This is a genomic window from Synechococcus sp. PCC 7336, from assembly GCF_000332275.1.
Taxonomy (GTDB): Bacteria; Cyanobacteriota; Cyanobacteriia; order Thermostichales; family PCC-7336; genus PCC-7336.
Window position 1 is genome coordinate 4,100,603 of record NZ_CM001776.1, and the last position, 20,224, is coordinate 4,120,826.

Genomic DNA, 20,224 nt, shown 5'->3' on the forward strand with positions numbered 1-20,224 from the left:
ACATTCGGCCCCCTAGCCAATTGCCCAGAGGTAAAGGAATGATCGCTCGCTTGTCACAATTGTTAAAACTTACCTGTACCGCCCTCCTCGCCCTCCTCCTGTTCGGATTTGGCGGTCGAGTACAGATCGGATTGAGCGATCTGCATGCGGTGGATTGTCCCGACAGTCCCGAATATCGCAACTTGCCCATGAGTGGTGCTTCGGCTGCCCCTGTCCATTGCTTCTTACTTGAAGGCACCCTGCATAACTCCACTCAGCGCACCCTCTACAACGCCGATCTGTTTGGCCGCATTTACGATGCCAGCGGCAATGACGTTTGGCCCGAACGCACCCGCATCGGTGCGGTGGAAGAGGTTCCTCCCGGCGACAGCACCTTTTCGATTCGTACCGGCGTCCCCAGCACCAACCCACTCCCGATAGAACTCAAACAGTTCAAGGTCATGGGTTTTAACGGCAGAGTGAATCGTTAGTTGAAATCTACGCGGGCAGCGATTCTGCTTTCCGATGGTGCCGTTGGGAAAAGCTAGCCTGCTTAGAAGCTAACCACAGCTTTCACGAGTGCCCCCTGCACCACCTGCAGCAAAATAATCGCCAGCATCGGAGAAAAATCTAAGCCCCCAAAGGAGGGGACGATCGACCGGAATAGGTTGAGATAGGGATCGGTGAGCTGCCGAAGAACCGAAAAGATCGGGTTAGACCAATCTACATTGGGAAACCAAGTGAGCAGTACCCGGATAATCAGCAGGATCGAATAGATCGAGAGGGTTCTGGCAATCACAGCAACCAAGATTAAAACCATAGGAACTCTTCAAAGCAACAAACAGAATCGAATGCAGTCTCAGGATAGCGGCGATCGCTCGCTTGAAGCTAGTCCGCTTCTCGAACATCCTGCATATCCGCAGAGTCTGGGGGGGCAGAAGCAGCGGTTGAAACTGGCGAGTCGATTGACAAACTGGCGCGAGTGTCTTCGATCGCCGCGTTCAGTTGAGCGATTTTATCATCTAAACTCTGGCGAGCCTCGGCGATCGCCCGATCGGCATCCTGTCGCACCTCGGCTAAAAACTCTTGGGACTCGCGGTTTGCCAGTAGCTTGCCATCAGAGCGGCTACCATTCGTCTTGGCCCGCTTGCGCGAAGGGCGCTGTTTGTCGTCGCGGCTGAGTTGCTGAGTCAAGACTGTTCCCAGCACGCCGCCAACGACCCCTCCTAAAACGGCTCCTGCCAGCAACCCAGTAAAAAAATCGGACCGATCTTCACTCACAGCTCGTCTCGCATCTCTCTGCTTCAAGTTCCCCTAATCCTAACAGCCAGCTTTCGCCTGCGGTGGCAAAGCAAGTCTAATTTGGCTCGCTAATTCGGCAGAAGACGGGAAAGTTGCTCGATGGGAGCTGTCACAACTTCGGGCAATGCCTCCCTGATGGCTTTGGCGGCTCTCTGTAGCAAGTGGTCGGGGGTTAAGTCCGGCTGCAAGAGTTCCCACAATTGCCTGACCTCTTCCACATGCAGGCGATCGTCTTCTGTAAGCGCTAGGACAATCTGAATGCGTAAATCCCCGGCTTCGTCAGACAGTAGGTATCGCAACCCCATTTGAGCAGTACCGCTGAGATCGAGCGGACTGCTGTCAGTGCGAGCGATGCCAATCAGATTTTCCAACCGATTCCAACGGAATTTGCTGTCTTTGAACAACACGTCTAGCAGACGCTTGCGCAGAGCGGGAGATTCGTCAGTAAGCAGGCGGCGGGCGACGTAGGGATAAGCAACGCCAATAATTTTAAAGTCGGGGTAGAGACTTAAGGCAACCCCTTCGAGGGTGACCAAAGAGCGAATGATTAGAGCAAAATTGGGGGGAACGCGGAAGGGGTATTCGTAAACCAGCTGAGAGAAGCGATCGGTGGCGGTTTTGAAATTAAAGTCTCCAACTTTTTCGTTGAGAATGTCATCCATCAAGACCTGCATAGCAGGCACAATCGGAGCTGTATCGACCGAATCTGAAATAAATTGCAGGTACAGAAAGTCTTCTACCAAACTCTCATAATCCTGGTTGACCATGTGGACCAAGGCACCCACTAAGCGCTCTTTTTTGTCCTGCGACAATTGGTCCATCATGCCAAAGTCAATGAAGGCCAAGCGTCCGTCTCTCAAAGCAAACAGATTGCCGGGATGGGGATCGGCGTGAAAAAAACCATATTCCAGTAGTTGTTTGAGGGCTGATTCTACGCCGATGCGAATCAAGCTTTGAATGTCGAGATTGGCAGACTGAATCGCTGCAGTGTCAGTCAATTTAATGCCATCGATCCATTCGAGTGTGAGTACTCGCTTGGAAGAATATTTCCAATAGATTTTTGGCACGTAAACGTCGAGATCTCCATCAAAATATCCGGCGAATCGCTCGCAGTTGCGGCCTTCATTGAGGTAATCAATTTCTTCGAACAGCTTACTGCCAAATTCATCAACAACAGCCGTGAGGGATTGGCCCAAATTGAGTGGCAGCCAGCGATAAACCCAAGTGGAGACCCAGCGAATGATGTAGAGGTCGAGGGTGAGTTGGCGGCGCAGATAGGGACGCTGCACTTTGACAGCGACATCTTCCCCACTGCTTAGGCGGGCTCGATAGACTTGTCCCAAACTGGCGGCAGCCACCGGCCTGGGACTGATGTATGCGTAAATTTCTTCAACGACATCGCCCAATTCTCGCTCGATGATGGCGCGGGCAATAGTGGTGGGGAAGCTGGGCAGTTGGTCTTGCAGCTTAGTCAGTTCTTCGAGGTAATCTACCCGCACTAGATCGGGGCGAGTGGAGAGGGCTTGCCCCACTTTAATGAAGGTGGGGCCGAGGTCGGCCAGCAGAGCGCGCAGTTGGCTGGCTCGACGCTGTACTTGCCTAGAACTCTGACGCCCCAGTAGGCGATCGCTCTGAGATCCCAGACAAAACCAGGCCAGTCGCAGCAAGACGGAAACCGTTCGCCAAACCACTAGCGGGAAACGCCAGCGATAGTAGCGGGCAATTTCCTCGGGGTCGTATTGCTGGAAGTGGGAGGTAGAGCGGGTCAAGGCAGGGCTCGATAGCGTCACGAAATTTAGTCAAGCCAGTGTATCTACTTAATAATAGTATGCAAAACTACAACTTGCGACAGAGATAGGCTTCGATCCCCCTATCACAGCAGTACTCTAGAGAGTTTTGCGGATCGGCTGGTTCGCCAAAAGGCTAGAGCTTTGGGAAGTTTACGATATGTACGATATGCGCATCTACTCCGCTTCTATCCTCGCCCATCCGATACTGCCGCCGACTCGGGTGCGAAAGACACCGTGCAACATCCTAAATCGATCCCTTCCCCTAAAGCAGGACGGACATCGGGCACAAGTTGATAGAGAACTGCTTTGCCATCCCTGCATGACTCAACGAAGCCTTGCTGCCGCAGGACCTTCAGGTGGTGGGAAAGCAGACTCTGCTCGATCGACAGGCTAACGTTGATTTCCCAAACATGCTTAGGACCGGCGAATAGTAGCTTGAGAATGGCAAGGCGGTGCTCTTCGGCGATGACCTTGAGGCGCCGAGCGCAGTAGAGCTCGTTAGCAGAGGGAGAAGAGTCCATGAATTCCACAAACTCAGGAACTTTTAAGGCTTCATTCATATGAGTATACATTCAAGCTGAGTATATTATTGGGAATTTCTAGAGAAATCTTCTTAGGCCATTGCTGTTTTAGACAATTTAGACAATCAATATTTAGTCTGGGAATTTTTAAGAAGTTTGCGATCGCATCTCCAGATTTAGATTTGTTGCTAGGGTAACACCTTGAGAACTGCTACCCTCTGCTATAAAAGCCAACAGTTTAGTTAAAAAACTAATCGTTTCAATCCAGACTACAATCCCCTTGGCGATCGCCATTTTAAGGGGAAACTAGCCCTATTCTTGAATCTTAGAGCTGAAGCTTTTTTAATCAACATTTTAGAGTTTCAGGAGGCATCAGTCCATTCATATGGATTAGAATTCATATGAATGGAAATCCCTGCGCGCGATCGCTAAGTTTCATCTATCCCAGTCCGAACTAACCGCTCAATCTATATAAAAATACACACAGGATACGCTATGCTCAATTGCTTCAACGAACCCTTTGAAGTCATCGATTTGGGAGTTTATCTCGATGCGGCAGACTATTCTCCCTGGACCTACCGGGCACAACATGTCAATCATGCCGATGGGGCCAAAGCTATGGCCAATCGCTTCAATCGTCAGGAATTTAGTAAAACAGGTAAGAAGGTAGCCAATACCGATTTTCCAGAGTCTTTAGGATTGGCCTGGACCCATCTGTGGGTAACGGATCGTGCAGGCAACCACATCGATGCGCCCTACCACTTTGGATCGGAAGTAGAGGGTAAACCGGCGAAAACGATCGATCGAGTCCCCCTGAGCTGGTGCATCGGACCGGGAGTGCGGCTAGATTTTCGTTCCCATGTAGGGCGCGACATCATGAAAGCTGACCTCGAACGGGAGCTAGATCGCCTCAATGTCACACTCGAAGCGGGCATGATTCCCCCGATCTGGTCGGGCGCTTATCAGCATATAGAAGATGACGATCGCTACTGGCAGAGTCAGGCAGGACTGTCGTTAGAGGGGCTGCACTTCCTACTGGATCGGGGCGTGCGGCTGGTGGGCATCGATGGCTATGCCATGGATGTGTCTTACCAAACGATGCAGCAGCAGTTCCAAGATGACAACCCGATGTTTTACCCGGCCCATTTTGCCGGACGGCAGCGGGAGCACATGCACCTAGAGAAACTAGCTAATCTAGACGCTTTGCCCCGAGCCACCGACTTTTTGTTTGCCGCTTTTCCAGTCAAAATTCGCGGCGGTAGTGCGGGTTGGGTTCGCCCAGTGGCCATTGTGCCCCAGAGTCACTTCGAGGGAGCGAAAACGGCAGTCCCATCCCCTTCCATCGCCTAACCATAGGCACCTGCCTATTTATGAGTCTGCAGAGAGTGACACCAAAGCCCGATGGGAAGGACAAACCAATGGCTTTTACTAGGCGAGTATCGCGCGATGAGAAAGGTGTAGTTGAGAACAATCGCATCTTGGAGCTACATCTGTACCCGGGGAACTTCTGCAACCGCGACTGCTCCTTCTGCACCGTTTTCGGCAGCCCCAAAGGCTGGTACGCCGAGTACACCCAAGCCCATCTAGATGCCGCTCTAAAATCAGTCGTTACCCAGGCAGACGGCGCGCTGAAGTTTTACGGCGGCGAACCCACGCTCAATCATGAAAATGCAATCTGGGCCATTCGCTACGTTCGTGCCCGGGGCTTTGAGGGTACGATCGCCATCTTCTCGAACGGTATTTTGGCCGATCGGCTGATTGAGGTGCTCGAATCTGACCCACTGGCATATATCACTGCCGCGCTAAACTACTCCATTGCTACCGGGGATGGCGCACCCCAGATGCCTCAAGAATCGCTAGCACGATTATCAGCCTACGAAGCCGAGCATCCTGGCAAAATTACCATTGCCCATGCCGATATTGTGGATTCTGGTTGGGGAATCGAGCCCTTTACCGGGGATCGCACTCGTCCCAAACAAGAGACTGTCTGCCCCCATTGCTATCCAGTGCTAACCAGCAAGGGGGAATTTCACGCCTGTCCCTTCGCCATCGAAAGCCGCGCCCCCCACTATCAGTTAGGAAATTTAGAAAGCGATCCGGCGGTGGTTGCCGCCAACTATCAGACCTTTCTGCACTGGCTCGATACCGTCCATCAGCCCTTTGCCGAAGACCACAATCTAGCGGCCTGCACGGTATGCATGCAGCATCTAAAAGAACTGCCAGTGCCCGAATTCGCATAACGCCTAGAACTCATTTAAAAGTCCATTCAATTCGGTAAAGTATGTCCTCTAAACGTCCTTTCTCTTTGTCTCGCCGCCGATTTCTAAGCTGGTCCGCTGCTGGAGTCGGCGTAGGCTTAGGGCTCAACGCCTGCGGCAGCAGTCCTTCGGCTACTAGCTCAGATTCCTCCGGCACTACTGGAAGCCAAGAGTTTGCCGGACAGCAACTGCGAGTCTTTATCTATTCTGGCAGTACGGAAAAGTTCTTCCGGGATAGCTTTGTGCCCGCTTTTCAGGCCAAGACGGGGGCAACGGTGATTCCAGATCCCGGCTGGTGGGACTCGATCCCTAAGCTCAAGGCATCGCCTCCCGGTCAGCCTGCCTTTGACTTGGTCTTGACTGACGCCACACAGGGCTATCCTGCCATTCGCGAGGGCCTGTTCCAAACTATCGACATGGACCGGATTCCGAACAAGGAAAAATTCACGCCTTCGGTGCTGGATAACTGGGTTTACCGAGAGGGCTATGGCATCACCTTTCCAGGATCTGGCATGGTCTTAGCCTACAATGACGACCTGATTGACTTTACTCCAACCGACTGGGGTGACTTAATGCGGGACGAGGTCACAGGCAAACTGGGGATGTATAACTCCTTTTATATGTCTTTGTACACCTTTGCCTGTATGAAAGTGGCTTGGGAGGGGCGACCCGGCACCGCTGCCCGGGAAATGACGGATAACCTGTCCGAGGTGCTGGAATTTGCCAAAGTCCAGCGCGATCGCGTCCAGTACTGGTGGCCTACCTCCACTGACATGGTGCTGAATTTAGATCGGAGCAACTCTGCCATCGGTAATATGCATAGCAACGGCATGATTACTGCCATGCGGGAAAGTCCAAAGCTAAAATCCATAGTCCCCAAAGAAGACATTGCCTTCGTGCAAACGATGTGGGTGATTCCGGCAGATACACCGCAGAAGGCTCTCGCGGAAGAGGCGATCGACTTTTTGCTCAGTGAAGAAATGCAGCGGGCAGCGGCTGAGAATGGAGCGCCTACGCCTATTTTGTCAGTGGCCCAAGAGGTAGCGGCCCGAGATGAGGCTTGGACACAGGTGTATCCGGCCACAGCTGAAGAGATTCAAAAGATTCAATACTACCCTTACGATGCCTACTTCCAAGATTGGGACAGTATCGTAGCCACTTGGGACCGACAAGTTCTACGCAAGGGGTGAGGTGCGATGGAAGCCCTGCGAATTGAATCTCTAAGACGAACCTTTGGGCCGGGGCCTGCTGCCATTGATGGGGTTGATTTGGCGGTAGAGTCAGGGCAGTTTTTCTGCTTATTGGGACCCTCCGGCTGCGGCAAAACCACCCTCTTGCGACTGATTGGCGGATATTTGATGCCAAATTCGGGAGAGATTATCATCGCTGGGCAGTGCCTCACTCATCAGCCGCCAGAGCGCCGCAATGTGGGCATGGTGTTTCAAAACTATGCCCTCTTTCCCCACCTGTCTGCTAGAGAAAACGTCGCCTTTGGCTTAGCGGTGCGGGGACTGTCCCGTCAGGATCGTCGGCAGCGGGTAGAAGCAATGTTGGATCGAGTCGGACTCTCTAATTCCGAACGTCGGCGCTATCCTCGAGAGTTATCTGGAGGGCAGCAGCAGCGGGTGGCATTAGCCCGTGCCCTGGCGATCGAGCCCGAGTTGTTGCTGCTAGACGAACCTCTGGCAAACCTAGATCGCAAGCTACGGGAACGGCTGCGAGGGGAACTTCGCGACATTCAGCGGCGGACTGGAGTGACGACTATTCTGGTTACCCACGACCAGGACGAAGCCTTTTCTATGGCCGATCGGGTGGGAGTCATGATGCAGGGGCAATTTTTGCAGATCGATTCGCCTACGGCACTATATCAGCAACCGGCTACCCTTGCTGTGGCTCGGTTTGTCGGGGAGGCAAATCTGTTTCAGGTCGAGACAGTGACTTCGGTAGGGGTGCAATTAGTAGGCGGTTTGCAGTTCTCTTCGCTGCTTGGGGCATTAGTACCGGGCACCTGGCTGCTGATTCGTCCCGAGCACTGCGTCGCGGGTCGGGCCGCTCTAGATTGTTCCTACTCTTGGCAAGCTCAGGTGGTTGAGTCTACATTTTTGGGCAGCGATCGCCTGTTGAAAGTGGAGATTTTTCAGGGAACCGTGCTGAAAGTGCGCGGACGACCCGAGGAGTTACCCCCGGCTCGAGTAGGGGACATCTTGCCAGTGGGGTTCGATCGCGATCGCATTTGGATCGTTCCCCATTACGAGCCCGCCAGGGCCTTGGGCCTGCTAGCGACCACAAATTATTAGTTATTCCTTGCCCTGCTATGAACAAAAACTGGACTCTGCTATCGCGTCTGCCTGCCCATTGGCTGCTGGCGACACCGGCATTGGTCCTCTTATTGTTCTTTTTTTGGGTGCCGATAATCCTACTGGTACGAGTTAGTTTTTATGCTGGGGGCGGCAACAGTGGATTTGGCATCGGCGGCGGTGGTTTTTACGAACCGGGCACCTGGACCCTGGAAGCCTATCAATTTCTCTTTCAGGACAGCTACTTCTATGAAGTGTTGACCTTCACTGTGGCCCTGGGCATCAGCCTGACCCTACTCATCTTACTGCTAGCCTACCCCCTGAGCCTGGTGATTCATCGGCTGCCCCTGTGGCTCAAGTCGATCGCTCTGGCTGCTGTCATTTTGCCGAAGCTGGCAAACCCGCTGATCGTCATTTATGGCATTCAGCTGTTGTTAAGTCATTCTGGCCCCATCAATCAGGCGTTGGTGGGCCTGGGCATTGTCTCTGCACCGCTGATGCTGTTTCACAATTTCACCGGGGTGGTTATTGGTGGGGTGTATGCGATTGTTCCCTACGCGGTGTTGATTTTGGTGACAGCGCTAGATCGCATTGACGCCAACCTGCTGCCCGCAGCTCGGGGACTGGGAGCCAGTTCCTGGCAGGCGTTTTGGCGGGTAACGTTTCCCCTGTCACTGCCGGGGTTAACTCTGGCGGCTATGCTCAGCTCGATCTTTGCTCTGGGGTTGCTAGAAGCTCCCAGTCTGCTGGGCAGTCCGCAGGAAATTACCCTGGCGGTGGATATTCGCAAGCAGACCTTTGAAAATCTCAACTGGCCGAGAGGAGCGGCTGAGGCTGCGATCGTGCTGGTGGCGGTAGGGATTTGCATGACAATGTACGCCCTCTCAAGCCGGTGGGCAATCAGGAGGCGATCGTGAAAATTTTAGGTTTACAGCATCGTAGTTCCTGGATGAACGCGGGTTTAGTGGTGGGTTTGGTGGGCTTTAGCATCCTGCTGCTGCTGGCGATGCTGTGGCCCTTGGTCTACGTGTTTTGGATCTCTTTTACCCCGAGCAATTTTTTGCGCCCGCCAGTGCGGGAGTGGTCGTTGCGATGGTATCAAAGCTTTTTTCAAAACCCCCAATGGACGATGGGGTTAAAGAATAGCCTAATTGTTGCTGCCATGACTGTATTCGGTTCTCTAGCGAGCGGAGGCTGCTCGGCGTTAGCCGTGACCCGATTTCACTTTCGCGGAGCCAAGCTGCTGTCGGGTGCATTGCTGCTGCCTTTGTTTGTGCCCGCTGTAGTGCTGGCAATGGCGCTTTTGCCCTTTGTACACAAGCTGGGTATTTGGGGCTCTCATTTTTCTCTGGCCGCTGCTCACAGCCTCTGGAGCGTGCCGGTGGTATTTCTAGTGATTCGGTCAGCCCTGGAGGATCTCAATCCAGACCTGGAAGCAGCTGCCCGTGGATTGGGCGCTAGCCCTTTGGCCAGCTTTCGCCGGGTTACCCTACCCCTGATTGCTCCAGCGGTAATGGTGGGGGCGACTATGGCATTTATTCTGTCTTTGAATGAAGTGGTCGTGGCTCTGTTTCTCAGTACCCCAGCGATTGAAACGCTGCCTAAGGTGATTTGGCCAAACCTGCTTTACACGTTGACGCCATTGGTCGCCGCCGCCTCTAGCATTACCATGGCGCTGACTCTGGGGGGAATGGCGATCGCCACCTGGCTCTTCCGATTGTGGCAGCAGGCAAAGCGCAGGTAGGGCATTAAATTTTAAGGCGTCATTTATATGAGTCTGCGTTCATGTTAACTATGGCAATCCAATTTCTGTCGAGTTCTGTCAGGTCTATTGGCGTCTTCAACTCCACTGAATCTCGAGCAGCTTCGCAAGGAACTGCGATCGCATCTTCAATCTCGTCAGTTATGGAAGGGCGGCGATACCTTAGACCTTATGGCCCACGGCGAGGCAAACATCATTTTCCGATGGAATGCAGATCGTCTCGTGCGGGTTGCCGCGAACACCCCCAATCAGCGCTTCGAGGGCGACTTTAGCCGCTTGACAGCTTTCGAATGGACAATTCTGCGCTACCTCCACGGGTCTGGCCTAGGTCACGAGCTGCTAGGGGAGCAATTGGAGTCTGGCAAAGATTTTCCGTACACCTATTTAATTACTAACTACATTGCTGGAGTGCCGATAGATTATAGTCGCCAGCACCTCCAGCAGTGTGCCGTCACCCTGGCGCGACTGCATCGGTTGCCCCTACAACCAGGCTATGGGGATATCCGTCAGCTAATGCCGCAAGTGCAGCGGGTCAGCCATCCTCTGATGCTCTTCTGGCAAGAATCGCGAGACTACGCCCAACCTTATTTGGATGCTCCAGAGGCAAATCCAGATATTGTCAAAATGCTGGAGTCGTTGCTGGCTAAGGCCCAGACTCGCCTCACGGCAGAAACACTACTCTCGGAGTATCCCTATGAGTGTCTGGTACATAGCGACCATACCTATGAAAACTGGGTTATCGACGATCGGCAAGCCTACCTGATTGACTGGGAATGGGCCGAGATTGGCTCACCTGCCGGAGATTTAGGTCACTTCCTGTCTCCGGTGACCATTCGTCGCCGCCACGGCTATCAGATGCCTGCTGGCGACAAACAGTTTTTCCTGAACGCTTATTACAATGCTTTGGAAGAAAGCGAACTAGTGAAGAAAATAAAGGTCCACTTCGCAGTATTCGGGGCTTTTCCGGCATTGCGATCGATCTGCTGGACGGCTGGCTACTGGGTTGCCGCCCGTCGCTGGTATGCCGATTTAGTAGAAGAAAGTGCCAGTGCAGCGTCTCGCATGGAGCGGCTGCAGGCCAGTCAACAACAGTTTCCCCAGATGTGGTCTGAGGTGATGGCGCTACTGGAGGAACCCCTACCTTGACAATGGTTTCAGCCTCCTCGGAAAATGGGGCGCGAGAGCATACTAAGCGGGTCTATTGCAAAGAATGGCAAGCAGCGATCGCCTACACTGCCACCATCAGCATTTCTTCCACCGCCTGCACCACATCGTCAGGCTGCACAATCGTGGCATTTTCCAACGTGCCATTATAGGGGGTGGGAATATCTTGAGAGGCTAAGCGAGCCACGGGGGCATCGAGTTCGTCAAACAGTTCTTCCATAATGCGGGAGCTCAACTCGGAACCAATCGCTCCAGATTTCATCCCCTCTTCCACAATCAGCACCCGATGGGTCTTGCGCACCGACTCGGTAATGGTTTCCATATCCAGTGGCTTGAGGGAAATCAAGTCAATCACTTCGGGATCGATTTCGTTAGCCACCAAACTATCCATCGCCTTCATGACGTGATAGCGCATGCGGGAATAGGTCAAAATCGTAATATCTTCGCCGGGACGGACCACTTCAGCCTTGTCCAACGGCAATAAATATTCTCCCTCGGGCAACTCCTCTTTGAGGTTGTAGAGCAAGACATGCTCGAAGAACAGAACGGGATTGTCGTCGCGAATGGCAGCTTTCAACAGCCCCTTAGCGTTATAAGGGGTAGAGCAAGCCACCATTTTCAGGCCGGGTACTGCTTGGAAATAAGACTCCAGACGTTGGGAGTGCTCTGCCCCCAGTTGACGGCCTACCCCTCCCGGACCCCGAATCACGAGGGGAATTTTGAAGTTGCCGCCCGAGGTGTAGCGCAACATGCCTGCATTGTTGGCAATTTGGTTGAAGGCTAAGAGCAAAAAGCCCATATTCATGCCTTCCACAATCGGACGCAATCCCGTCATGGCCGCACCCACAGCCATGCCAGTAAAGCTATTCTCGGCGATCGGGGTATCCAGAAGTCTCAGCTCGCCATATTTCTCGTAAAGATCTTTGGTGACTTTATAAGAGCCGCCATAATGGCCCACATCCTCACCCATGACGAAGACCGCATCGTCGCGGGCCATCTCTTCATCGATCGCTTCGCGTAAAGCATTAAATAACAACGTTTCTGCCATCTTTAACAGTTCCAGATAGGGGGAATGGGGTCGAGTCATTGGGGGGCGAATTATTCGTCTTCAGCAAACACAAATCGATACAGCTCGTCCACAGTTGGTTCGGGGCTGTCGAAGGCAAACTGGACGGCATCCTCGACTTCTTTGCGAATGTCTAGAGAAATCTCATCCAGCTCCGCTTGCGCCATCAACTCGTGCTCTAGGGCATAGCGCTCGAACGCTTTAATCGGATCCTGCTGTCGCCAAAATTCTTTTTCCTCGACCTCCCGCAGCTCGTCGGGGTCTGCCAAGGAGTGGCCCCGGAAGCGGTAGGTCATGCACTCCAGCAGCGTCGGTCCTTCACCGGCTCGCGCCCGCGCGATCGCGTCCTGCGCGGCCTTGCGGACGGCTAAGACATCCATCCCGTCAATGCGGTAACCGGGCATGCCGAAGACTTCAGCCTTTTTATAAATCTCCACATCGGAGGTGGCGCGCTCGTGCAACATGCCGATCGCCCAGTTGTTATTCTCAATCACGTAAATAATGGGCAGCTTCCACAACTGAGCCATGTTGAGACATTCGAAAAACTGGCCGTTGTTGGAAGCACCATCGCCAAAGAAGCAAGCGGTGACTTGGTCCGTTCCCCGATACTTGGCGGCAAACGCTGTGCCGGTGGCGACTGGAATACCTTCGGCCACAAAGGCGTAGCCGCCCAAGAAATTGTGTTCGGCAGAAAACAGGTGCATCGAGCCCCCTCGCCCCTTGCTGCAGCCGGTGGCTTTGCCGAAGAGTTCTGCCATGACCGAGCGGGCGGGAACGCCAGCACTGAGGGCGTGGACGTGTTCGCGGTAGGTGCCTGCGACGTAGTCGGTGGCTTTGAGGGCTTTAATGACGCCAGTGGTAACGGCTTCCTGTCCGTTGTAGAGGTGGACGAAGCCAAACATCTTACCCTTGTAATACATTTCGGCGCACTTGTCTTCGAACTGTCGCCCCAACTGCAGATCGCGGTAAAGCATCGAGGCTTCAGCACGATTCACCTGGGCCTTAGGAGTGTTCGGCGGCGGCAGGTGAGTCAGTGTAGGGGGGGCGATGCGTTCTTGGACCATGTGGAAGTCTGCACGAAGCAGGGTGTCGGGACAGAGATGGGGCGGGCAGGCGATCGGACTTGCAGTTGGGTCTCGATTGAGCACCGATTTCTAAAATTATCATAAAGACTTAACGTCCGGATCTTCAGTTCTTCTACAAGTCTGTGCTCAACTCAGGAGATTTCCAGCCCAGAAGTTACCGGCCAATCCAGGTCTGTCAATTCAAGAGGTATATCAATGGAGTTCCTGGCCACGGCTGGCAGACTGCGAGAGCCCACAGACAGTCTCGACCTTACCCTGCTGGTGTTGTAGGGTAAATGTGACTTTGCGGCTTGCCCGATACATGGCCATACCTCTGATTCGGCGGCTCTACGAACGGGGCTTCGAGCGCGAGGACATCATCCAGCTCTTTCACTTCATCGATTGGGTGATGGCATTGCCGGAGGAGTTGGAGCAAGAGGTTTGGGAGGAGATTCAAGCTTACGAGCGGGAGCAGAGGATGCCTTACATCAGCAGTGTGGAAAGGATCGGTCTGACCAAAGGACTGCAGCAGGGGCTCGAACAGGGGCGACAACAAGCGCTTCGCATACTGCTGCGTTTAATGGAAGGTCGGTTCGGCTCTATTCCGAGTTCGCTTCAGGCTCAACTTCAGGCGCTGAGCGTAGTGCAGCTAGAAGAGTTAGTCGATACAGTCCTAGCCGCTGACTCACTCGAACAACTGGCCGAATACTTGGCCCAAAAGCCCTCTGAGTCGTAATCTCCAGACTTAGATGGCGGACTCTCCCGCAAGATGTCATTAGCCCTAGACCATTTGCTAGGTTAGCGATACACGTTCTGTGCCAAAGCAGATTGGGGGCTCTTGGTTTGAAAATTAGAGCCTACACTGGCCACCTAAAAATTGCAGACTCGCAACAGTCGCATAGGTCGCAGTCTGGGCTGGAGTTCCAGAGTCAAGTTCGGGAGCATTGTGTCACTTACTCATCGCGGCTCGGGAGTTCAGTGGCCTGTCGCTGGGGATGGAGAATATCGTTGGCGATAATTTCTTCGATAATCGATCGCACGATGGGAGCAGTGACAGTCCCGCCAAAGGCACTGTCTCCCTGAGGATTGTCTGTCACAGCCAGGATGACGTATTGAGGCTCTAGGGCGGGGAAGTAGGCGATAAAGCTGGTAATCCGCTGACTTCGGGGTAAGTAGCCACTGCCGTCGGACTTTTGGGCCGTGCCGGTTTTGCCGCCGATTTGATAGCCCTCGATCGCCACATTGCTACCGCTGCCCCGTTCCACCACATCCAAGAGCATCTGCCGCACTGCAGCCGTTACCTCTGCCGACAGCACCCGTTCGGGCTGAGGCCGCTCGGGTTGCCACATTAGCTCGTCTGTATCGCGATCGACCAAGCCGCGCATCACATGGGGGGTGACTCGATAGCCTCCATTGGCGATCGCGGCATGGAGTTGCACCAGTTGGAGAGGCGTGACCGCAATCCCCTGGCCGAAGGCAGCCGTCGCCGCTTCGATCGGGTAATTCACCGTCGGGAAACGATCTTTGATGTAGCTAGACGGTTCTAGGGGAAAATCGACGCCACTGGGCTGTCCCAATCCCAAACTCAGTAAGCCCTCATAGAATGGCTCTCGTCCCAGGAGGTCCAGAATGCGCACCGTACCCACATTGCTAGATCGCTGCAAGACCTGACTGATGTCGAGCCAACCGGGAATTGCGGCGGGATTGTAATCGTAATTTTGAATGGTATGTCCCCCCACGGCCATCAGTCCCGTATCTTCCACGAGGGTGCCGGGTTGAATGGCATTGGCTTGCAGCGCGAGGGCGACCGAGATGGGCTTGAAGGTGGACCCCGGCTCGTAACGTTCGGCCACCGCCCAATTGCGATAGCGGCTGATGTCGTAGTCGTAGTAGTGGTTGGAATCGTAGGTGGGTTCGTCGACCAGCGCTAAGATTTCGCCTGTATGGGGATTCATCACAATCGCAGCCCCCCGTTCTGCTTCATATTCGGCCATACCTTTACGCAAGGCCGCCTGGGCTGCCCGCTGCAGGCGCATGTCCAGCGTCAATTGCACCACCTGTTCGTCCACCTGCAGGTTGCCATTGGCCGAGTGACTGGCTGCCTGTACCGCCCCCAGACCGTCCTGCCAGACCTCCACGGCGGCAGGAGGATCGAAGTCAATCTGCTCTTGCCACTTTAGCTCGATGCCAGCTAGTCCTTGCGGCTCCACCTCTCCTGCCGCGCCAGTAAAGCCAATGTGCCCCACCACCGCTGCTGCCACCTCGCCGTGGGGATAAACCCGCTGTCGGGAGGGTTGTAGGTCGAAACCACTCAGATCGAGATGGCGATCTCGTTGGGCTGCGTTAATGGCCTGTCGGAGTCGATGGGTCTGTGCTTCAGAGAGATCGCGTGCCGCGATCGACGGCCATTCGGCTGTAAAAATCTGGCGCAATTCCGCTCGGGGGCGATCCACAATCGGGGCGACGATCTCGGCCAAAATCTCCCCCGTTTCGGCCTGCTTGTATTGTTCGGGCCGAGCCCAAAGCGTATAAGTCGGTCGGTCGATCGCCAAAAATTCTGCCTCGTGGCGAGCTACGGAGCGGCGATCCACAATCGATCGCCGAAACACTGGCTGGCTCAGCAGCCGTCGCTGCTGTGCGATCGCTTGCTGTCGCCATACTTGCCGCTGAATTGCCTGCAACTGCACGAACCGCAGCCCCGCGATCGACATCCCAATAAAGAAGATCGATCCCGCGCACCACAACCGCCGCTGCAGCATGCGTTCGGAGGGGGGGGAGGGCGATGGCCGCCGATGGCGGGCTCGTCCGACCGATTGGCTTAGCCGGGATGGAGTCACAGGTGGAGAGAGGAATCAATCACTGAAGCCCAGTTTACTGACAGGATTTCAGTTCGGGTCATCCCCTCAATAGATTGCCAATGTTGCAGAGCGGGAGGAGATTCAGAGTACCCCTCGGCTACGCCGGAGAATCAATATCGACCGGAAATCCTGCCGGAAACTTGTTTTCTTCCCGCACCCGCTGCACTAATTCGGGAGAGATTGCAATCCCCAACCGCTCGCCCAAACTGCGCACAATATCTCCTTTATCGATCAACCCCGCGATCGCCCCTGTGGGCGATAGGACGGGAACGCGGGCGCGATCGCCGTTACGCATCAGACGAATCACTTCGGGAATGGATGCCTCTTCCGCAATACCTTCCAATTGGTCCATCGGGGTCAGAATGGCGTATAAGTTCTCGAGTTCCCATTGGCTGCGCTCGATCTGCCGCATTGCCTCTGGGTCCACCATGCCCTTATAGCGACCGTCGCAGTCGGCAAAAAACACCTCTCGCTCCTCGGCAGGAATCAAATAGCGATCGGCAAATTCTCGCAGCGTCAGGGCCACATCCACAACGCGAAAATTCCGCCGCATGGCATCCCGTGCCATTAACTGAGTCAGCACCTGTTGGAGTTGTAGGTACTGACTGTATCGCCGCGCGCTGTTGAGGATAAATAGCCCAATGAAGCCAATCCACAGTCCTGCAAAAGAGCTTTCGGCGAATCCCAGCAGCAGACCGAGCCCGATCGTGCCCCACCCCACAATTTGCCCCGATCGCGCCGCCCATTTCATGCCCGTGTGGCGATCGCCCGTCACCCCCCACACAACAGCCTTGAGAATTTGACCGCCATCGAGGGGCAAGCCGGGAATGAGGTTGAATAGCGCAATGATGAGATTGGCTCCAGCAATATTTGAGACCCACACGCCCAGACCCGATGTCTCGGGGACTAAGCGAGACAATTGCACCAGTTTGAGCGCTAAGAATAGGGCAAAGCTGAGTAGAGGACCGGCGATCGCCACCCGAAACGCGGCCCAGGGGTTATCTGACTCCCGCTCGATGGTGGCCATGCCGCCAAAAATGAACAGCGTAATCGATGTGACGGAAATCCCTTGGGCTCGGGCGGCCAAACTGTGGGCGAGTTCGTGGGCCAAGACCGAACCAAACAAGCCTAAGGATGTTGCCAGACCGACTGCCAATGCTGTGGGAAGATTCCAGGATGAGTTGAAATTTAACAGATTGAAGGCATAAGACAGCGTCAGCAATCCGGCGATCGCAAACCAGGTGTAGTTGATGTAAAAGGGAATCCCAAATAGGTTTCCAACTCTGAGACCACCTCTCATGACAGTTCCTTTCAACAGTACAGCGGCTAGTCGGCGGCAGGACAACGGGGGAAGCTAGGGACCGGCGAGAGGAACTAGCGAGTCGGTTGCCACAGTTTATCTTCACCCTACCTCGTTCTTTCCACGGTTCGCGGCCTACTTAATCCAATGTATAGTGAACGCCTCTCTGGGTCAGCTCAGCTCGCAAGCCTAGCATGGGAGATATCCTCGATCGGTCGAGCGATCGCCAGATGTTTAGTTTGCCGAGGCGCGATAGGGAGGCACAATCGCGATAGAGCAGCTCCGAGAGAGGAAACAGCCGCTGTGTTCAAGCAGTTCAAACGACATTTGCGCAATAGTTTAGAGGCAGCCAGTTTTTTGCGATCGCTCGAACGAGTGGTAGGCATCGCCAGCCGGATCTTAGCGCTTTCGCTAGTGGTGGTGATTTTTGTCGCTGCCATTCAGTTAGGCATTTCGATTCTGGCAGAACTGATCGCGCCCCCCTACGGTCAGTTCGAGACGGACTTATTCAAGATTTTTGGGCTGATTCTCGATGTTCTGATTGCCATCGAACTGCTGGAGAATGTGACTTTTTACTTAAAACGGAATGTTTTTCAGGTGGAACTGGTGATTGTAACGGCACTCATCGCCGTTGCCCGTAAAATTATCATCCTAGATTTTTCTGCTACCCCCGGTCTCAAACTGATTGGCTTGGGGCTCGCGATCGTCGCCCTAGCCACAAGTTACTGGTTGGTCAAGCAACCCATAAAAAATAATTCCCCTCCGGCTTAAAGTCTCGTCTGGCTTAAAGCCTCATCTGGCTTAAAGTCTCATCTGGCCCAAAGTCCCATCTGGACAGTTTGGGCCTTTGACCTATGGTCGCTTGATTGTTAGTCAAACGGTTCTAGGAGCGTTTGAAAACGACAGATAAGTTGTTGGCAGGCATGGCCTCGGTTCGAGCCAACTGCAAGCCGCGATCGCCTGCCGCCCGCACCACATCTTCCAAATCCCGCACCCCCCACTCGGGATCTTGCGATCGCAAACTTGCATCGAATGCCGCATTACTCGCAGCCGTATGTTTCCCCTCCCGTTTGAACGGCCCGTACAAATACAGCAGTCCTTCTGGCGGCAAAATCCTCGCTGCCCCTGCCATTAGCCCCAAACAAGCTTTCCAAGGGGCGATGTGAATCATATTGATATTGACGATCGCCACAATATCCCGCCAGTCTGCTGGGAACTCCTCCCGCTCTACCGGCCAGACTGCTGCGCAGGCATCTAAGGCCAGTGGAGGGTAGAGACTTTGGGCTTGCGAGTGCGATCGCCAAGCCGCAATGCTCGATCGGGCGATCGGATTGGGGTCCGAGGGAATCCACTGGAGGGGCTGCAACTGAGGGGCAAAAAAGGCTGCATGTTCTCCCGTGCCGCTAGACACTTCCAGCACTGTTCCGGTCGCGGGCAAGATGTCCGAAAGAATCTGCAAGATCGGCTCGCGATTGCGCAATGTCGCGGGGGCGTACTGCCGAGCATCTCTCACTTGGGGATTTTCATTCACAGCCATTCCATTCTCATCCCGTAAGTTTTCTAACGTGTTGGGCATATACAAAAATACCCAGTAGGACACAAACCCACTGGGTATTAAATTGTAGACAATCTTTTGAGCCAGAGCCTAAACAGGGGGTTTCAGCCCCCAAAACTCACCTAAGTTAGACTTTCTCAACCATGCTTTTCGTTCGAGATAGGTCATTCCAGTCTCTACACCTGCTCTAACTCGATCGAGAGTCAGGCAATTGTCATAAGCTTCCCCATCAGCCGCCGAAGCCCACTCCCCTAAAGTTTCCGAGACAGCTTCGAGGTCATCCCAAGCGAGGTCGGGCAACTTGCGCAACACGACCCGTTCCCCCTCAAGTTCGAACTGAACTCGATCGCCCGCACGAATCCCTAAAGCTTCGCGAATGGATTGCGGTATGGTGGTCTGATACTTTGCGGTCACTTTTGAAATGGGCGCAGCTTTTCGAGACATAGCAGCTATGTTGGCACGTGGTTAGCACCATCGTACTGGATTGTATTCTTACGGTATTACGGTGGTTGCAGTATCGTTATGAATCGCTGCACAGTCTGGCGTTTTTAAGCGTGGCAGTTTGAGATGCTGAATCGCGATCGCATTCGAGCCGTTGTGTTCGACCTGGATGGGCTGATGTTGAACACCGAGCCCATTTATCGCTTGGCTTGGCAGCGGGCGGTGACTGACTTGGGTTACGAGTTGGCGGGGGACTGGTACGGAGGGTTTGTGGGGCGCAGTAACGAGGACTGCGATCGGTTGTTGCTAGAAATATTTGGGCGGGAGTTTCCCGTCCGGGACTGTCGGGGGTTGCGGGAGCAGCATTGGCGCCAGCACATTTTGGCTAACGGCATTCCCTTACAGCCAGGATTGCTCGAACTGCTCGATCTGTTAGAAGCATTGGACATCCCGAAGGCGATCGCCACCGCCAGCCACCGTTCCGAAGCCCAATTGAGCATTTCGGCAGCGGGGATTGGGCCGCGTTTCGCCCATGCGATCGCGGGAGACGAGGTGCCGAATAACAAGCCCGCTCCCGACATCTATATTCAAGCTGCACGGCAATTGGGGGTTGCTCCCGAGCATTGCTTGGTGTTTGAGGATTCGAATACGGGAGCGAAAGCAGCAGCAGCGGCCGGAGCGGTGACAGTTATGGTGCCGGACTTACAGCAGCCAGAGCCGGAAGTGCTGTCGTCGCTCTACCGAGTCTTGCCCTCCCTGCACGAGGCTTGCTGTCTAGTAGAACAGATGCAGGCGATCGGAGTTGAGGATCGCGATCGCGGACATCCGGCACGGCTATAATGAAGCGGTTGTCGCCGATCGCGCTTC

At 54.2% G+C, this 20,224-nt stretch carries 20 protein-coding genes and 1 pseudogene; 11 read left to right on the forward strand and 10 right to left on the reverse strand.

The features are described from left to right. Positions 1-38 precede the first annotated feature (38 nt). A complete protein-coding gene (locus tag SYN7336_RS19415) occupies positions 39-470 on the forward strand; it encodes a hypothetical protein (protein WP_017327605.1) in 432 nt (143 codons plus the stop codon). Positions 471-532: 62 nt separating this feature from the next. Here SYN7336_RS19415 and SYN7336_RS19420 read toward each other — a convergent pair whose 3' ends face one another. The 4 genes from SYN7336_RS19420 to SYN7336_RS26860 form a co-directional block, all read right to left on the reverse strand. Beyond that, complete coding sequence (locus SYN7336_RS19420; RefSeq protein ID WP_017327606.1) at positions 533-799, reverse strand: YggT family protein; 267 nt, start codon at positions 797-799, stop codon at positions 533-535. Between the two features lie 68 nt (positions 800-867). Then, entirely contained in the window at positions 868-1,260 is a 393-nt protein-coding gene (locus SYN7336_RS26855; RefSeq protein ID WP_017327607.1) for a hypothetical protein, read from the reverse strand. Between the two features lie 89 nt (positions 1,261-1,349). After that, the gene (locus SYN7336_RS19430) at positions 1,350-3,071 is read right to left on the reverse strand and encodes an AarF/ABC1/UbiB kinase family protein (RefSeq protein ID WP_017327608.1); all 1,722 of its coding nucleotides are present in this window, start codon (positions 3,069-3,071) and stop codon (positions 1,350-1,352) included. 185 nt (positions 3,072-3,256) lie between these two features. Next, positions 3,257-3,631, reverse strand: coding sequence for a metalloregulator ArsR/SmtB family transcription factor (locus SYN7336_RS26860; protein ID WP_227498544.1), 375 nt, complete (start codon positions 3,629-3,631; stop codon positions 3,257-3,259). 456 nt (positions 3,632-4,087) lie between these two features. Here SYN7336_RS26860 and SYN7336_RS26865 point away from each other — a divergent pair, with 456 nt between their 5' ends. The 7 genes from SYN7336_RS26865 (at position 4,088) to SYN7336_RS19475 (ending at position 11,055) form a co-directional block, all read left to right on the forward strand. Beyond that, positions 4,088-4,942 carry a cyclase family protein gene (locus tag SYN7336_RS26865; RefSeq protein ID WP_017327611.1) on the forward strand — a complete coding sequence of 285 codons (855 nt, stop codon included), beginning with the start codon at positions 4,088-4,090 and terminating at the stop codon, positions 4,940-4,942. A 68-nt stretch (positions 4,943-5,010) separates the two neighbouring features. Beyond that, entirely contained in the window at positions 5,011-5,832 is an 822-nt protein-coding gene (locus SYN7336_RS19450) for a radical SAM protein (protein ID WP_017327612.1), read from the forward strand. A 65-nt stretch (positions 5,833-5,897) separates the two neighbouring features. After that, complete coding sequence (locus SYN7336_RS19455) at positions 5,898-7,040, forward strand: PotD/PotF family extracellular solute-binding protein (protein WP_017327613.1); 1,143 nt, start codon at positions 5,898-5,900, stop codon at positions 7,038-7,040. Positions 7,041-7,046: 6 nt separating this feature from the next. Then, positions 7,047-8,147 carry an ABC transporter ATP-binding protein gene (locus tag SYN7336_RS26870; RefSeq protein WP_017327614.1) on the forward strand — a complete coding sequence of 367 codons (1,101 nt, stop codon included), beginning with the start codon at positions 7,047-7,049 and terminating at the stop codon, positions 8,145-8,147. Between the two features lie 17 nt (positions 8,148-8,164). Further along, positions 8,165-9,064 (forward strand): ABC transporter permease, encoded by a 900-nt coding sequence (locus SYN7336_RS19465; protein ID WP_017327615.1) that lies wholly within the window; start codon positions 8,165-8,167, stop codon positions 9,062-9,064. Next, positions 9,061-9,891 (forward strand): ABC transporter permease, encoded by an 831-nt coding sequence (locus tag SYN7336_RS19470; protein WP_202951120.1) that lies wholly within the window; start codon positions 9,061-9,063, stop codon positions 9,889-9,891. Before SYN7336_RS19465 ends, SYN7336_RS19470 begins: the two co-directional genes overlap by 4 nt. A gap of 87 nt (positions 9,892-9,978) precedes the next feature. After that, positions 9,979-11,055, forward strand: a complete 1,077-nt coding sequence (locus SYN7336_RS19475; protein ID WP_038026122.1) for a phosphotransferase — start codon at positions 9,979-9,981, stop codon at positions 11,053-11,055. A gap of 82 nt (positions 11,056-11,137) precedes the next feature. Here the strand turns inward: SYN7336_RS19475 and SYN7336_RS19480 are convergent, their stop codons facing one another. Next, positions 11,138-12,121 (reverse strand): alpha-ketoacid dehydrogenase subunit beta, encoded by a 984-nt coding sequence (locus SYN7336_RS19480; RefSeq protein ID WP_026101160.1) that lies wholly within the window; start codon positions 12,119-12,121, stop codon positions 11,138-11,140. Between the two features lie 50 nt (positions 12,122-12,171). Next, positions 12,172-13,203, reverse strand: a complete 1,032-nt coding sequence (pdhA, locus tag SYN7336_RS19485) for a pyruvate dehydrogenase (acetyl-transferring) E1 component subunit alpha (protein ID WP_026101161.1) — start codon at positions 13,201-13,203, stop codon at positions 12,172-12,174. A gap of 334 nt (positions 13,204-13,537) precedes the next feature. Here pdhA and SYN7336_RS26875 point away from each other — a divergent pair. After that, positions 13,538-13,939, forward strand: a pseudogene (locus SYN7336_RS26875) (DUF4351 domain-containing protein); the annotation flags it as partial. 217 nt (positions 13,940-14,156) lie between these two features. On the opposite strand, the gene SYN7336_RS26880 reads toward SYN7336_RS26875, so the two are convergent. Beyond that, positions 14,157-16,040 carry a penicillin-binding protein 2 gene (locus SYN7336_RS26880; RefSeq protein WP_156820238.1) on the reverse strand — a complete coding sequence of 628 codons (1,884 nt, stop codon included), beginning with the start codon at positions 16,038-16,040 and terminating at the stop codon, positions 14,157-14,159. Between the two features lie 118 nt (positions 16,041-16,158). Further along, positions 16,159-17,361 carry a site-2 protease family protein gene (locus SYN7336_RS19500; RefSeq protein WP_017327622.1) on the reverse strand — a complete coding sequence of 401 codons (1,203 nt, stop codon included), beginning with the start codon at positions 17,359-17,361 and terminating at the stop codon, positions 16,159-16,161. A gap of 303 nt (positions 17,362-17,664) precedes the next feature. Between SYN7336_RS19500 and SYN7336_RS19505 the strand changes: the two genes are divergently transcribed. After that, positions 17,665-18,132 (forward strand): phosphate-starvation-inducible PsiE family protein, encoded by a 468-nt coding sequence (locus SYN7336_RS19505; protein ID WP_017327623.1) that lies wholly within the window; start codon positions 17,665-17,667, stop codon positions 18,130-18,132. Between the two features lie 112 nt (positions 18,133-18,244). Here the strand turns inward: SYN7336_RS19505 and SYN7336_RS19510 are convergent, their stop codons facing one another. Beyond that, positions 18,245-18,898 carry a DUF938 domain-containing protein gene (locus tag SYN7336_RS19510; RefSeq protein WP_038027338.1) on the reverse strand — a complete coding sequence of 218 codons (654 nt, stop codon included), beginning with the start codon at positions 18,896-18,898 and terminating at the stop codon, positions 18,245-18,247. A gap of 108 nt (positions 18,899-19,006) precedes the next feature. Continuing rightward, complete coding sequence (locus SYN7336_RS26885) at positions 19,007-19,330, reverse strand: AbrB/MazE/SpoVT family DNA-binding domain-containing protein (RefSeq protein WP_202951121.1); 324 nt, start codon at positions 19,328-19,330, stop codon at positions 19,007-19,009. 153 nt (positions 19,331-19,483) lie between these two features. On the opposite strand from SYN7336_RS26885, the gene SYN7336_RS26890 reads away from it, so the two are divergent. Further along, on the forward strand, positions 19,484-20,197 hold the full coding sequence (locus SYN7336_RS26890) for an HAD family phosphatase (protein WP_017327626.1): 714 nt from the start codon (positions 19,484-19,486) through the stop codon (positions 20,195-20,197). Positions 20,198-20,224: the final 27 nt, after the last annotated feature.